The 13916-nt window shown below is 58.2% G+C and carries 13 protein-coding genes and 1 tRNA gene; 6 read left to right on the forward strand and 8 right to left on the reverse strand.

Annotated features, from left to right (window positions below; genetic code table 11):
* Nucleotides 1-16 precede the first annotated feature (16 nt).
* Complete coding sequence (locus HGT1_RS06125; protein WP_176249034.1) at nt 17-1687, forward strand: iron ABC transporter permease; 1671 nt, start codon at nt 17-19, stop codon at nt 1685-1687.
* 119 nt (nt 1688-1806) lie between these two features.
* Here HGT1_RS06125 and HGT1_RS06130 read toward each other — a convergent pair whose 3' ends face one another.
* The 5 genes from HGT1_RS06130 to HGT1_RS06150 all read right to left on the reverse strand — a co-directional run bounded on the left by HGT1_RS06130 (nt 1807) and on the right by HGT1_RS06150 (nt 4747).
* The gene (locus HGT1_RS06130) at nt 1807-2823 is read right to left on the reverse strand and encodes a Fe(3+) ABC transporter substrate-binding protein (RefSeq protein ID WP_176249035.1); all 1017 of its coding nucleotides are present in this window, start codon (nt 2821-2823) and stop codon (nt 1807-1809) included.
* A 138-nt stretch (nt 2824-2961) separates the two neighbouring features.
* Nucleotides 2962-3828, reverse strand: a complete 867-nt coding sequence (gene yghU, locus HGT1_RS06135; protein WP_176249036.1) for a glutathione-dependent disulfide-bond oxidoreductase — start codon at nt 3826-3828, stop codon at nt 2962-2964.
* 102 nt (nt 3829-3930) lie between these two features.
* Nucleotides 3931-4299: a hypothetical protein gene (locus tag HGT1_RS06140; RefSeq protein WP_176249037.1), complete on the reverse strand. Its 369-nt coding sequence runs from the start codon at nt 4297-4299 to the stop codon at nt 3931-3933.
* Nucleotides 4300-4469: 170 nt separating this feature from the next.
* Complete coding sequence (ykgO, locus tag HGT1_RS06145; protein WP_005850168.1) at nt 4470-4595, reverse strand: type B 50S ribosomal protein L36; 126 nt, start codon at nt 4593-4595, stop codon at nt 4470-4472.
* 77 nt (nt 4596-4672) lie between these two features.
* Nucleotides 4673-4747, reverse strand: a tRNA-Val gene (locus HGT1_RS06150).
* 148 nt (nt 4748-4895) lie between these two features.
* Here HGT1_RS06150 and HGT1_RS06155 point away from each other — a divergent pair.
* Complete coding sequence (locus HGT1_RS06155) at nt 4896-5756, forward strand: N-formylglutamate amidohydrolase (RefSeq protein WP_176249038.1); 861 nt, start codon at nt 4896-4898, stop codon at nt 5754-5756.
* A gap of 9 nt (nt 5757-5765) precedes the next feature.
* Here HGT1_RS06155 and HGT1_RS06160 read toward each other — a convergent pair whose 3' ends face one another.
* On the reverse strand, nt 5766-7019 hold the full coding sequence (locus HGT1_RS06160; protein ID WP_176249039.1) for a DNA polymerase IV: 1254 nt from the start codon (nt 7017-7019) through the stop codon (nt 5766-5768).
* Nucleotides 7020-7079: 60 nt separating this feature from the next.
* Between HGT1_RS06160 and HGT1_RS06165 the strand changes: the two genes are divergently transcribed.
* Nucleotides 7080-7523 (forward strand): NUDIX hydrolase, encoded by a 444-nt coding sequence (locus tag HGT1_RS06165; RefSeq protein ID WP_176249068.1) that lies wholly within the window; start codon nt 7080-7082, stop codon nt 7521-7523.
* Nucleotides 7524-7674: 151 nt separating this feature from the next.
* On the opposite strand, the gene pyrF is transcribed toward HGT1_RS06165, so the two are convergent.
* On the reverse strand, nt 7675-8364 hold the full coding sequence (gene pyrF / locus HGT1_RS06170; protein ID WP_176249040.1) for an orotidine-5'-phosphate decarboxylase: 690 nt from the start codon (nt 8362-8364) through the stop codon (nt 7675-7677).
* Between the two features lie 223 nt (nt 8365-8587).
* A complete protein-coding gene (locus tag HGT1_RS06175; RefSeq protein ID WP_176249041.1) occupies nt 8588-8902 on the reverse strand; it encodes an orotidine 5-phosphate decarboxylase in 315 nt (104 codons plus the stop codon).
* Nucleotides 8903-9314: 412 nt separating this feature from the next.
* Between HGT1_RS06175 and clpB the strand changes: the two genes are divergently transcribed.
* From clpB to msrQ, 3 genes are all read left to right on the forward strand, one after another.
* Nucleotides 9315-11930, forward strand: a complete 2616-nt coding sequence (clpB, locus tag HGT1_RS06180; protein WP_176249042.1) for an ATP-dependent chaperone ClpB — start codon at nt 9315-9317, stop codon at nt 11928-11930.
* Between the two features lie 163 nt (nt 11931-12093).
* Nucleotides 12094-13002 (forward strand): protein-methionine-sulfoxide reductase catalytic subunit MsrP, encoded by a 909-nt coding sequence (gene msrP, locus HGT1_RS06185; RefSeq protein ID WP_176249043.1) that lies wholly within the window; start codon nt 12094-12096, stop codon nt 13000-13002.
* A gap of 27 nt (nt 13003-13029) precedes the next feature.
* Nucleotides 13030-13626, forward strand: a complete 597-nt coding sequence (gene msrQ, locus HGT1_RS06190; protein ID WP_176249044.1) for a protein-methionine-sulfoxide reductase heme-binding subunit MsrQ — start codon at nt 13030-13032, stop codon at nt 13624-13626.
* The last annotated feature ends 290 nt before the right edge of the window (nt 13627-13916 follow it).

A 13916-nucleotide genomic window follows, 5' to 3' on the forward strand; every position in this document is an offset into this window, starting at 1 on the left:
AGTCGAAACCGAACCTATGACATTGCGCCAGACAAACCCTGCTGAAACCCTTGTGAAAGCCCCCCGTGACGGGTTGCGCTTTCTTGCAGGCGTTGCCGTTGCGATTGCTGCGGCTTGTGCGCTGCCGATGCTGGCGGTGCTGCTGGCTGCTCTGGTCGGGGGCACCGAAACCGTGCGCCACCTGTTGGACACGGTTCTGCCCGCCTATGCCGGCACCACGTTGCTGCTGGTGGTTATCGTGGCGGGGGGGACATTTGCCTTGGGGGTGGGGGCTGCGTGGCTGGTCACGATGACCCGCTTTCCGGGGGCCAAGGTTCTCGAGATCGCTTTGGTTCTGCCGCTCGCCTTTCCCGCCTATGTGCTGGCCTATGCCTATACCCATGTGCTTGATCACCCCGGTATCGTGCAAACATCGCTGCGCGATGTGACCGGCTGGGGCCCCCGCGATTACTGGTTCCCCGAGATCAGATCGCTGGGCGGTGCTGCGCTGATGCTGATCTTGGTGCTCTACCCTTATGTCTACCTGCTGGCCCGCGCCGCGTTTCTGCAGCAATCGGCCACGACATTCCTTGCCGCGCGTGCCTTGGGCAGCAGCGCGTGGGTGGCGTTCTACAAGGTCAGCTTGCCCCTGGCGCGGCCTGCCATTGCGGGCGGCGTGTTGCTGGCGGTGATGGAGACGATCGCGGATTTCGGGACGGTTTCCTATTTCGGCGTCCAGACCTTTGCAACGGGCATCTATACCAGCTGGTTTTCCCTGTTCGACCGTGCCGGTGCCGCGCAACTGGCGCTGTGCCTGCTCAGCTTTGCGCTGCTGTTGGCGATGCTTGAGCGTATCCAGCGCGGCAAGGCGAAATACCACGACCCCTCGCGCCGCGCCGTGGCGATGCCACCGCTGCAACTGAACGGCTGGCGCGCGGCCGTGGCGTTGATTGCCTGTGGCGTGCCGGTGCTGTTGGGGGCTGCGCTGCCGGTTGTGATCCTGTTTTCAATGGGCATCGGCTCCGAGCAAGACCTGCTCAGCCCCCGCTACCTCGGGTTCATCCGCAACTCCGTCACGCTTGCGGGGATCGCTGCTGTGTTAACCGTGATGGCGGCGGTTTGCGTGGGGTTCTTTCAGCGGTTGCGTCCGGGCAAGCTGTCCAACGGCGCGGCCTATGTGGCGCGGTTGGGGTATGCGGTGCCGGGCGGGGTGATCGCCGTGGGCTTGCTGGTGCCCTTTGCGGCCTTTGACAACACGCTCGACGCATGGATGCGCAGCACCTTTGATATCTCGACAGGGTTGCTGGTCACGGGGTCGATCTGGCTGCTGGTCGCGGCCTATATGGTGCGGTTTCTGGCAGCGGCTTTGGGGGCTTACGAGGGCGGGCAATCGATGGTGCATGCGAATATGGATTCGGCGGCACGGTCCTTGGGTGAAACCCCGGTCGGCACCTTGCGGCGTGTGCATTTGCCGATCCTGTCGCCCAGTCTGTTGACGGCGCTGTTGATCGTGTTTGTGGACGTGATGAAAGAACTGCCCGCGACGCTGATCATGCGGCCCTTCAACTATGACACGCTTGCGGTGCAGGCGTACCGCCTGGCCAGTGACGAACGTCTGGACGGTGCTGCGGTGCCGTCGCTGGTGATTGTGGCGATGGGGCTGCTGCCGGTGATCCTGATCTGCCGGCAGGTCGGGCGGCAACGCTAGGGTCGCGGCCCGTACGGGGGTTCACTAACGGCACATATTTGGGTCTGGAAAAGCAAAAGGCCGCATCGACGCTGTGTCGATGCGGCCTTTTATCGTTCAATCAGGCGTGGGGGCGGGCGTTATTCCCAGCCCACCGCGTCAAAGATCTTTTGCGCTGCGGGGATGTTCTCCGCCACGTCGGAAAGGTTCACTTCATCCGCTTTGAATTCACCCAGCTTTGCGACTGATTCAGCCAGCTCGACCCCTTTGACCGCCGGGAATTCGTCGTTTCCGGTCGAGAAATAGACCTGCGCGCTGTCAGACGACAGGTATTCGAGGAACTTTACCGCGTTGTCACGGTTGGGCGCGTTGGCTGCGACGCCAGCCCCGGACAGGTTCATATGAGCGCCGGTGCCGTCCTGATCAGGGAAGACCCAGCCGATTTTGTCGATTTCAGCGCTGACGCCATCCACGTCGGTGCGCAGGGCGCGGGCAAAGTAATAGGTGTTGGATACGGCAATATCACATTCGCCGGACACCAGACCGCGCAGCTGGTCGGTGTCACCGCCCTGTGGTGCGCGGGCCATGTTGTCGACGACACCCTGCGCCCATGCGGTGGCTTTTTCTTCACCGTAATGCGTGACCATCGCCGCCAGCAACGTCTGGTTATATTCGTTGGAGGACGACCGGATACAAACCTTGCCCTTGAACGCAGGGTCGGCCAGTTCAAGATAGGTCATTGGCGGGGTATCGACGGTATCCTTGGCGTAAAAGACGATGCGGGAACGTTGCGAAAAGCCGAACCATTCATTGTCGCTGTCCTGGAGGTTTGCGGGAATGCGTTCCTCGAGGATGTCACTGTCGGTCGATTGCAGCAGGCCCATGTTCTTGGCGCGGCTCAGGCGGCTGGTGTCGACTGTCACAAGAATATCGGCGGGGGAATTCGCCCCTTCGGCCTGCATACGGGCCAGCAATTCGTCGGCTTTGCCTTCGATCCGGTTGATTGTGATGCCGGTTTGTTCGGTAAAGTCGGAGTAGAGTTTTTCATCCGTGTCGTAGTGACGCGAGGAATAAATGTTCAGCTGGCCTTCGGCAAAGGCGGGCAGGGCGGCTGAGGCCATGAGCGTGGCAACAAGAGCGGATTTAGTCAGGGTCATGAAAATGTCCATCTGTTTTTTAAAACTTACTAAATCAGTAAGAAACAGATTCGGCGCGGTGTTTCAAGGTATTCTTGACTAAAATACTTTGATAAGCGTTTTGCCGCGTTTATAGCAGCAAAACGCCGGTTTTCTGGTTCAGGAGCCGATCTTGTCCTGGGTCTTGGTGTCGAAATCGCTTGCGTCATGGCGTTCATGCAGCTGCATTTCGGGTTCGCCAAAGGGGCGATTGACCATGCGGCCGCGTGTAACGGCAGGGCGCGCGTCGATTGTCTGTGCCCATCTCATGACGTTTTTATAGGACGCCACATCAAGGAATTCGGCCGCTTCGTACAAACGGCCCAGCACCAATTGACCATACCACGCCCAAATCGCCATATCCGCGATTGAATAGTCGCCGGCCATATATTCGTTGTCGGCCAGGTGGCGGTCCAGCACATCAAGCTGGCGCTTGGTTTCCATCGCGAAACGGTCGATGCAATATTTGATCTTCACCGGCGCATAGGCGTAGAAATGGCCAAAGCCACCGCCCAGATAGGGCGCGCTGCCCATTTGCCAGAACAGCCACGACATGCATTCGGTGCGCTGGCTTGGGTCTTTGGGCAGGAAGGCCCCGAATTTTTCTGCCAGATGCTGCATCATCGACGCAGATTCGAAAATCCGCTGCGGTTTGTCGCCGGAATGATCCATCATCGCCGGAATTTTTGAATTCGGGTTCACGTCAACAAAGCCGGACCCGAATTGATCACCCTCGCCGATGTTGATCAGCCACGCGTCGTATTCCGCGCCCTCGTGACCTGCGGCCAAAAGCTCTTCAAGCAGAACGGTGACTTTCACGCCGTTGGGGGTCGCCAGCGAATACAACTGGATCGGATGCTTGCCGATGGGCAGCTCTTTCTCGGATGTCGGACCCGCGACAGGACGGTTGATATTGGCGAATTTACCGCCATTGCCTTTTTCCCATTCCCAGACGGCGGGGGGCGTGTAGTCGGGCAGATCGGTCATGGAGGTCCCTCTCGGTTCAGAATTCTATGTCTGACAGGAACCTAGGCTGTGTGAGAGGGAGCGCAAGGGTGGCCGACGCATTAGTGGGGGAATGTCTGCTGGCTAAAGCGGCTCGTTCTGCCGCCGGGCCCGATGCCTTGCTTCGCGCAGGAAAAACAATGCGGATAATATCGCGGCCCCGAGAACGACTGCCACGTAGGCGGGGCTGAAACTGCCCGGAAACAAGAACCAGGCGATCGAAAGAATAAGGAAAAACGAAGCGAAAATTGAGGTTTTGGGCCCGACGAAGTAGAATAGGGCGATAGTTGCCAAGCCCTGAACGCTGAGGAAAATCCATAGATAATAAAGCATTATCCCAAAACTGACACCACGCGGTCTGCCCCATAGAGAAAGCGCGACATCGTTGATGATCGCAAGGCAGAGGCTGTTCAAAACCGCCAGTATCAAGATTTTTAAAAGGCGCGTTTTCAAGAAGCGATCCGTTCTTGGGTCAGGTGGAAAACATCAGGTGTGGCTTGGATTTTGTCAGCTTGCCCGCGCAACACAATAGGCGGCTTTGTCCGCATGTCCGATATTTCAGCCCTTAAACGAAAAAAGCCGTCCCCGAAGGAACGGCCTTTCTAACTGGATGCGAGCAGTTCTTAACCCTGACGGGCTTTGAACCGGCGCTGCGTTTTGTTGATCACGTAAACGCGGCCTTTGCGACGCACAACGCGGCAGTCACGGTGCCGGTTTTTGAGCGAGCGGAGCGAATTGCGAACCTTCATGGTCGTTCTCCTTTGTCGTGGCGCGGGCCAGCGCCGGGTTGCGGGCAGTCCAGCGAGTGCTGGACCAATGAATTAGGTGGTGGGCGATACTGGGATCGAACCAGTGACCCCTTCGATGTCAACGAAGTGCTCTACCGCTGAGCTAATCACCCCCTATGTAGCCCGAAAGCCTGCCCCCCAACAAAAAAGGGGCGCAAATTTCCGCGCCGATAGGGGGGCTATAAATAGAGTCGCAGGTATGATCAAGGGGTTTTGGCTTTGTAAAAACATGCGCTATGTTGGTTTTTGAAAGGAGCTTGCATGTCACAGGTCGCTTACGAAGTCATTCACCCTGACCGGAACCGCTCTTGTGTGGTGTTTGCGTCCCCTCATTCGGGCCGTAATTACAGCTTTTCCTTCCTGTCTTCCACAGTTTTGGACGATCATGCGATCCGTTCGTCCGAGGATGCTTTCGTTGATTTGTTGTTCAATGCAGCCCCTGAATATGGCGCGCCTTTTCTTATGGCGGGCGTGCCGCGGGCCTATGTCGACCTGAATCGCGCCTGCGAAGAACTGGACCCCGCCCTGATCGAAGGGGTGCGCAGGCAGGGGCATAATCCGCGTGTTGCCTCTGGTCTTGGGGTGATTCCACGGGTTGTTGCGAATGGTCGCGGGATTTACTGCGGCAAAATATCCCTCGAAGAGGCCGAGAAACGTATCGATTCTTATTGGCGTCCTTATCACGCGATGCTGCAACAATTGCTGGGCGCGGCGCATCAGCGACATGGCCAGGCCGTATTGGTCGACTGCCATTCGATGCCGCACGAGGCGATGGACGGCGTTGCCTTGCGCGGGATGAAGCGGCCCGATGTGGTGATTGGCGACCGTTTTGGCGCAGCAGCCAGTGGCGATGTGGTGGACCGGATCGAGGCCGCCTTTACCGCTGCGGGGTTCAACGTGACCCGCAACACGCCCTTTGCCGGGGCCTATATCACGCAGACCTACGGGCGGCCGTCGCGGGGGCAGCATGCGGTGCAGATCGAACTGGACCGGTCGCTTTATATGAACGAAGCACTGGTGCGCCCGAATGAAAATTTCGAGACCGTGCAAAAGGCGCTGCAAGCGGTCGTCGCTGAAATTGCGCAGATCGGCCAGGGGCGCGTCCCGCTGGCGGCTGAGTAACCAGCGTAATCAGCGCAGCGCGCGGCCTTTGACGATCGCCTTGTCGCCAAACCGGTTCCGGATCGCATCCGTTGCGCGCTCTGCCTTGCTGCGGCGGGTGGCATCGGGGTCCAGCAGGTCACCCGACAGATCGGCACCATCGGCATCACTCAGGTCCGAGATACCGCAGCCCAGCAGGCGATAGGGGCCTGGGTCGTTCAACTGATCAAACAGCCCGCGCGCTGTGCGGTAGATACGGTCGGCCAGCTGCGTCGGGTCATATAGCGACACCCGCCGCGTAATCAGCGAGAAATCGGCGCGTTTGAGCTTGAGGACAACAACCCGCCCCGCAAGGTTCTTGGCCTTGGCGCGGTCCGCCACCTTTTGCGCCATGCGCCATAGATGGCCGTCCAGCAGGTCGGGTTCTGAGGTGTCGTCATTAAAGGTGGTTTCGTTGCTGATCGACTTTATCGGCTCTTGAGAAGACACGCGCCGTTTGTCCTGACCCCGCGCAAGATGCCACAGACGGTCACCCATGCTGCCAAAGCGGGCGATCAGATCGGTTTGTTCCCATCGCAACAGGTCCGAGAAGGTCTGAATGCCCGCCTTGTTCAGCGATGCGAGCGTGGCAGCACCGACACCCCAGATCATGCTGACGGGTTTGTCTTTCAGGAATGTCATCGTTTCGGCCTGACCGATCACAGAAAACCCGTGGGGTTTGTCCAGATCAGATGCGACCTTGGCAAGAAACTTGTTATGCGACAGGCCGATTGATCCGGTCAGGCCAAGTTCGGTTTTCATCCGCCGGACCAGCTTTGCGAGCATGACGGCGGGCGGGGCACCGTGCAGTTTGGTGGTGCCGGTCATATCCAGAAATGCTTCGTCCAGCGACAGGGGTTGGATCGCGGGGGTCAGTTCCTCCATCATGGTGCGGATGGCGCGGGACGCTTCGACATAGGCATCCATGCGCGGCGTGATGATCACCGCCTCGGGGCACAGCTTGAGCGCCTGAAACATCGGCATCGCCGATCGCACCCCCTTGATCCGGGCGATGTAGCAGGCGGTCGATACCACACCGCGCCGCCCGCCGCCGATGATGACGGGCTTGCCGTTCAGCGCGGGGTTGTCGCGTTTTTCGACCGACGCATAGAAGGCATCGCAATCCATATGTGCGATCGACAGATCAAACAGTTCGGGGTGTGATGTCACACGGGGGCTGCCACAGGCCGGGCAGCGGCGCGCGGGTGTAATTTGGGACAGGCAATCGCGGCAAAGAGCGGGCATAAGGGGTTTTGGGGCCTACGGATGATCCACACAAGATAACGCAGGAGCAAGCGCTTGAACATGGCATTTGGCGGCGCAAAGATCGCTTTGTATCTGGGGGACCGGTTGGTTGTCATCCTGCGCGATGACCACGAAGGGCTGCCGTTTGCGGCTTGCTGGGATTTGCCGGGCGGTGGTCGTGAGGGGCGCGAAGCCCCGTTCGATTGTGTTCAGCGCGAGTGTTTCGAAGAGCTGGGACTGATGCTGCCGAAGGCCGCGATTGTCTGGCAGCGGGCCTTCGTGCAACGCGGTGTAACCAATTGGTTTTTCGTCGGGCACCTGCCTGCGGCCACTTCTGATGCGATTGTTTTCGGCGACGAAGGCCAGTGTTGGAAGTTGATGACGGATGCCGATTATATCGCCCATGAACGAGCCGTGCCGACTTTCCAGCACCGCCTACGGTTGTACCTGCTTCGAGAGGGAGGGGAGGGAAAGAACCCCCCGCAACGCTGCGGGGGGAGGTGACGAACATCAGGAAGAACCTGTTCGTCGGGGAGTATCACCAAAGTAAGGTTGCCATACCAATGGGTTTCTACAAAGACAGAATTCCCGTTTTGCGACTGTAAAAATTGTTCTGTTACCGAATTAACACAGTCAATAGCTTGTCTCGGCGGTCTTAGGGAAGCTCGGCCAGTACGGCGCGCGCGGCGGCGCTTGGGTCTTCGGATTGCCAGATAGGGCGGCCAACCACGATGTGATCCGCGCCGTCCTTGATGGCCTGATGCGGGGTGGCCACACGCTTTTGGTCGCCCAATGCAGCCCCTTGGGGGCGCACGCCGGGGGTGACGATCAACCGGCCTGCCGCCTCGGGCAATGCGCGGATCAGCGCGGCTTCCTGGGGGGATGCGATCACGCCATCTGCACCGGCGTCAAAGGCGCGGCCCGCACGGGTGGCGACCAGATCGGGAATATCGCCTTGCTGGATCAGGGCGGCGTCAAGGTCGGCGCGGTCCAGCGAGGTCAGGATCGTCACGGCAAGGATCTTGGTGCGCGACCCTGCGGCACCTTGCATTGCGGCGCGCACCACATGGGGGTCGCCATGGACCGTCAGAAAATCCAGATCAAACTGGGCCAGACCGCGCACCGCAGCTTCGACAGTGGCACCGATGTCGAACAGCTTCATGTCCAGAAAGATGCGTTTGCCATGTTCCTGGATCAGCTCGTTGGCAAGGCCAAGGCCGCCGCCGGTCAGCATCCCCAGACCGATTTTGTAAAACCCGACGCTGTCGCCCAGCTTCTGGGCAAGCTCCATCCCCGCAACAGCGTGAGGAACATCAAGGGCTACGATTAGGCGATCATCAGACATGGGGGCACTCCGTGCTTTTGGGGCATTGGCAAACGGATGTGCTTTACGGTGCCCCGTTGTCAGAGTCCATTGGAATGAAAAAAGACCCGGAAAACGCGGCAGGCGTTTTCCGGGTTCAGTGGTCAGAGACTGTGCAGGCAGGCAGATGTCTCTGGCGTTGCGGATTTTGTACCGGGGCGGGTACAAAGGCAGGTCCGCAAATCAAAAATCCGAGGCGACTATGCTAGGCGGCGCGCAGGCCGGGTAGCGTCACAACATGGGCAAGCCACGCCTTGGCGTCGAACCGCGGGCGACCTGCGCGCGGGGCCGGTGACTGGATCTGCAATTCGCTATAAATCCCGCCGCGCGACATATGGCGACGTACGGCTTGTTTGCTCAGGCCAGCGGCTGCGTCTGCGAATGACGTCGAAATCGGGGCGTTGATCGAACAGGCATATTTGCGAGAGCAGTCGCCGTCATGCACTATCACCAGCGCCTCAAAGCATTGCTCGGCCGCGTTATAGATTACGTCGTTCATCTGAATTGGGCGCGTCTGCATGTGTCGTACCTCATTGATTCCGTAAGTCTGTCGTCGTTTCGAAGCGGTGGTTTTCTGGGGCTTCGAAATGGAAACGCACCTGTGGCTAAAAAGTTCCATTCACCCCCGTTGTCTGTGTGGATAAATATAAATTTCACATTAAAAACAGTCAATTGAGGCGGCTTGAGTTTTCACTTGCCATAGGCGGTTTTTTGCGAAACGCGGTTTTAAGTGAATGTTTCCAACCACTTCGTTTCTGGGCCATTTTTCGCTGATCATGATGTCGGGCTAAAATCGGGGGCGGATATTATTGTAAGACTGTCCTCTTGAAACGCGCGCGCTTAGACCTTTGATTTAGGTCAAGGCCCACACAACGGCGTGCTGCTATTCAGGCGTCAATGCGAACGGGCGCTTATTTGAAAAGGAGAGAACCATGGACTTGAGCAAGTTCACGGAGAGATCACGCGGCTTTATTCAGGCCGCCCAGACGATTGCGACCCGCGAAAGCCACCAAAGGCTGACGCCAGAGCATCTGCTCAAAGCCTTGATGGATGATGATCAGGGGCTCGCGAGCAATCTGATTTCGGCGTCTGGCGGTAATCCGGCCAGAGTGGTCGAAGCGTTGACGCTGTCGCTGGGTAAGATGCCCAAAGTGACTGGCGATGCCGCGCAGGTCTATCTTGATAACGCCACAGCCAAAGTTCTGGCCGAGGCAGAGGCGCTGGCCAAAAAGGCGGGCGACAGCTTTGTGCCGGTTGAACGCATTCTGATGGCGATGTGCATGGTCAAGTCGGGCGCGAAAGATGCGTTGGACAATGGCAAGGTGTCAGCCCAAGCGCTGAACACCGCGATCAATGATGTGCGCAAAGGCCGTACAGCCGACACGGCAAGTGCCGAAGAAGGCTATGACGCGCTCAAGAAATACAGTCTTGATCTGACCGAACGTGCCCGCGAAGGCAAAATCGACCCGATCATTGGCCGGGACGAAGAAATTCGCCGCGCCATGCAGGTGCTGAGCCGTCGGACCAAGAACAACCCGGTTCTGATCGGTGAGCCCGGCGTGGGTAAAACGGCAATTGCCGAAGGTCTGGCCTTGCGGATCGTGGATGGTGACGTGCCTGAAAGCCTGCGCAACAAACGTCTGCTTGCGCTCGATATGGGGGCGCTGATTGCTGGCGCGAAATATCGCGGTGAATTCGAGGAACGCCTGAAAGCCGTCCTGACTGAAGTGACCGAAGCCGCGGGCGAAGTGATCTTGTTCATCGACGAAATGCACACGCTTGTCGGTGCGGGCAAAGGTGAGGGCGCAATGGATGCGGCCAACCTGATCAAGCCTGCGTTGGCGCGCGGTGAACTGCATTGTATCGGTGCGACCACTCTTGATGAATACCGTAAATATGTCGAAAAAGACGCGGCCCTTGCCCGGCGGTTCCAGCCCGTAATGGTAGAGGAGCCTACGGTCGAAGACACGATCAGCATTTTGCGTGGTATTAAAGAAAAGTATGAACTGCACCACGGTGTGCGGATCAGTGACAGCGCCCTGGTGGCGGCGGCGACCTTGTCGCACCGCTATATCACCGATCGTTTCCTGCCTGATAAGGCGATTGACCTGATGGACGAAGCCGCCAGCCGTTTGCGGATGGAAGTCGACAGCAAGCCCGAAGAGTTGGACGCGCTGGACCGTCAGATCATGCAGCTTCAGATCGAAGCCGAGGCGTTGAAGAAAGAAGATGACGTCGCCAGCAAGGATCGCCTTGAGAAGCTCGAGAAAGAGCTGGGCGATTATCAGGAAAAAGCCGATGCGATGACCGCGCAATGGCAAGGGGAGCGCGACCGTCTTGAAGGTGCGCGCGAGCTGAAGGAAAAGCTGGACCGTGCGCGGGCCGAGTTGGAGATCGCCAAGCGCGAAGGCAATTTGGCCAAGGCCGGAGAGCTGTCTTATGGCGTCATTCCCGATTTGGAGCGTCAGTTGGGCGAAGCCGAGGAAAGCGAAACCGATGTGATGGTGGAAGAGGCGGTGCGCCCCGACCAGATCGCAAGTGTGGTTGAACGCTGGACAGGTATTCCTGCCGGCCGGATGCTGGAAGGCGAGCGGGACAAGCTGTTGCGCATGGAGGACCAGTTGCACAACCGTGTGATCGGTCAGAACCAGGCGGTGAAAGCTGTCGCAAACGCGGTACGCCGTGCGCGCGCCGGTCTGAATGACGAGGCGCGGCCTTTGGGCAGTTTCTTGTTCCTTGGACCAACAGGCGTGGGTAAGACCGAGCTGACCAAAGCCGTGGCCGAGTTCCTGTTCGACGACGAAAACGCGATGGTGCGGATCGACATGTCTGAATTCATGGAGAAACACGCCGTGTCGCGCCTGATCGGTGCCCCTCCGGGCTATGTCGGGTATGACGAAGGCGGTGTGCTGACCGAAGCCGTGCGGCGCAGGCCCTATCAGGTTGTGCTGTTCGACGAGGTCGAAAAGGCGCATCCGGATGTGTTCAACGTGTTGTTGCAGGTTCTGGACGATGGTGTGCTGACCGATGGTCAGGGCCGCAAGGTTGATTTCAAACAGACCTTGATCGTGTTGACCAGCAACCTTGGTGCGCAGGCCCTGAGCCAGCTGCCCGAAGGTGGCGACATGGCGCAGGCCAAGCGCGAAGTGATGGATGCAGTGCGCGGGCACTTCCGGCCCGAGTTCCTGAACCGTCTGGATGAAACGATCATCTTTGACCGTCTGGCACGCGAGGACATGAACGGGATCGTCGATATCCAGATCGGCCGCCTGCTCAAGCGTCTTGCGGGTCGCAAGATCGGGCTTGAACTGGACGCGGGTGCCAAGCAGTGGCTTGCCGACGAAGGCTATGATCCGGTGTTCGGCGCGCGGCCTTTGAAGCGGGTGATCCAACGCGCGCTGCAAGATCCGCTGGCCGAGATGATCCTGGCCGGGGATGTGATGGACGGCGATCTGATCCCTGTGTCGGCTGGTGCTGACGGTTTGATCATCGGCGATAGGGTGGCTGCCAGCAACCGCCCCAAGCCGGACGAGGCGACGGTTCACTAAGCGCCACTATATATAGAGTATTAAAAGGGCCGTGGCAGTTGCTGCGGCCCTTTTGCATTTTGCTGACAATACGGTGTGATTGCTGAAATGTAGCCGCTTACCGTTTGGTCGATCCTGAACCGCGCACTACTTACTATGTATATAGATGTAAGGAGTGCCCCAAATGGCCAATCGCTGGATCAATACGCTTAAGGATAAAGACATCACACCCGAGGCCGCGTTCATGAACCGGCGGCAGATCATGGGTGGCGCATTGGCTGGTATCGGATTGGCGGGCATCAGCACCGGTGCAAACGCCGCACCCGAGGGGCTTGAGCCGAACACCTATGAAGAAATCACATCCTACAACAACTACTATGAATTCGGCACCGGCAAGGATGATCCGGCGAAATACGCCAAGGCGTTGACGATCGACCCGTGGACGGTCGAAATCGACGGCATGGTCGACAAACCCGGTGCCTATGCCTTCGAGGATATCCTCAAGGCGATGACCATCGAAGAGCGGCTGTATAAATTCCGCTGTGTCGAGGCATGGTCGATGGTTGTGCCGTGGAACGGGTTTGAACTGGCCGATCTGTTGAACATGGCCGGCGTGCAGTCGGGCGCGAAATATGTCGCGTTCGAGACGGCGCTCCGCCCTGACGAAATGCCTGGCGTTGCCTATCCTGTGCTGGACTGGCCCTATGTCGAAGGTCTGCGGTTGGACGAAGCAATGCACCCGCTGACGATCATGGCCACCGGCGTTTACGGCAAGGACATCCTGAAACAGAACGGCGCGCCACTGCGTTTGGTCGTGCCTTGGAAGTACGGCTACAAGTCGATCAAATCGGTGGTAAAGATCACTCTGACCGATACGCAGCCTGCGACCAGCTGGAACAAGGCCAATGCGCGGGAATACGGGTTCTATAGTAATGTGAACCCGACAGTGGATCACCCGCGCTGGTCACAAGCGAGCGAACGGGCAATCGGCGGGGGATTGTTCTCCAAACGTATCCCGACCGAGATGTTCAACGGTTACGAAGAAGATGTCGCGGCGCTGTATGCCGGTATGGATTTGACCAAAGACATCTAGGGCAGGGTCGGCATCGTGGGGCGTATCATGGATCGCGTGAACGGGCTTGTTCGCAAACTGCCGACATGGGTTGTCTATATACTATGTCTGCTGCCCGTGCCGTGGTTGCTGTATCTGGCCCAGACCGGTGGCTTGGGGGTTGAGCCGATCAAGGCACTCGAACACGAGTTGGGGCAGATCGCCTTGAAGCTGCTGGTCGCCGGTTTGGCGATTACCCCCTTGCGCAGGTATGCAGGTCTGAACCTGATCAAGTTCCGGCGCTGCCTTGGTCTGCTCGCCTTTATATATGTGTCTTTGCATTTGGTGGTCTGGCTGGTTCTGGATGTGGGTATCCCAAGCCAGATTTGGGCAGACATTATCAAACGCCCCTATGTGACGATCGGAATGGCGGGCTTTCTGTGTCTGGTGCCACTGGCGGCGACATCGAACAATTACGCGATACGTAAGCTGGGGCCGAAATGGCGAACGCTTCACAAGCTGACATATCTGGCTGTGATCCTGGGGGGCGTGCACTTTGTCTGGCTGGTCAAAGGGTTTCAGCTGGAGCCGTTGATTTACATGGCCGTGATTCTGGGTTTGCTGGCCCTGCGCCTGCCAAAACGCCGGAAACGGCAATCTATCTGAATTGAGCAGCGATTGAGTCGGGCCGGCTTGTACGAATCCAAAGCGATTCACCGGGGGGCAGGGCAGAAATGGTGGCGCAAACAGGCACGCAGGCCCTTTGAACAAACTCAGCCCCTGTGGATAAGTACGGCCATACTCAAGAGGGCTGCGATACTTACCTATAGTAAGAGCAACAATCGTACCCAAACACCCGATGGCAACGCATCATTTGCCAATCAACCCGCTGATTTTAACAGAAAATTCATCAAATGCAGAAAAAGATCAATAAACCCAAAAAAGGGGTTGCGGGT

This window comes from Sulfitobacter sp. HGT1, from assembly GCF_013282155.1.
Taxonomy (GTDB): domain Bacteria; phylum Pseudomonadota; class Alphaproteobacteria; order Rhodobacterales; family Rhodobacteraceae; genus Sulfitobacter.

Bases quoted from the DNA above. Each gene is read 5' to 3' on its own strand.
- HGT1_RS06125 (WP_176249034.1), top strand. From the start codon at position 17: ATGACATTGCGCCAGACAAACCCTGCTGAAACCCTTGTGAAAGCCCCC.
- HGT1_RS06130 (WP_176249035.1), bottom strand. From the start codon at position 2,823: ATGACCCTGACTAAATCCGCTCTTGTTGCCACGCTCATGGCCTCAGCC.
- yghU (WP_176249036.1), bottom strand. From the start codon at position 3,828: ATGACCGATCTGCCCGACTACACGCCCCCCGCCGTCTGGGAATGGGAA.
- ykgO (WP_005850168.1), bottom strand. From the start codon at position 4,595: ATGAAGGTTCGCAATTCGCTCCGCTCGCTCAAAAACCGGCACCGTGAC.
- HGT1_RS06155 (WP_176249038.1), top strand. From the start codon at position 4,896: ATGTCACAGGTCGCTTACGAAGTCATTCACCCTGACCGGAACCGCTCT.
- HGT1_RS06160 (WP_176249039.1), bottom strand. From the start codon at position 7,019: ATGCCCGCTCTTTGCCGCGATTGCCTGTCCCAAATTACACCCGCGCGC.
- HGT1_RS06165 (WP_176249068.1), top strand. From the start codon at position 7,080: ATGGCATTTGGCGGCGCAAAGATCGCTTTGTATCTGGGGGACCGGTTG.
- pyrF (WP_176249040.1), bottom strand. From the start codon at position 8,364: ATGTCTGATGATCGCCTAATCGTAGCCCTTGATGTTCCTCACGCTGTT.
- HGT1_RS06175 (WP_176249041.1), bottom strand. From the start codon at position 8,902: ATGCAGACGCGCCCAATTCAGATGAACGACGTAATCTATAACGCGGCC.
- clpB (WP_176249042.1), top strand. From the start codon at position 9,315: ATGGACTTGAGCAAGTTCACGGAGAGATCACGCGGCTTTATTCAGGCC.
- msrP (WP_176249043.1), top strand. From the start codon at position 12,094: ATGGCCAATCGCTGGATCAATACGCTTAAGGATAAAGACATCACACCC.
- msrQ (WP_176249044.1), top strand. From the start codon at position 13,030: ATGGATCGCGTGAACGGGCTTGTTCGCAAACTGCCGACATGGGTTGTC.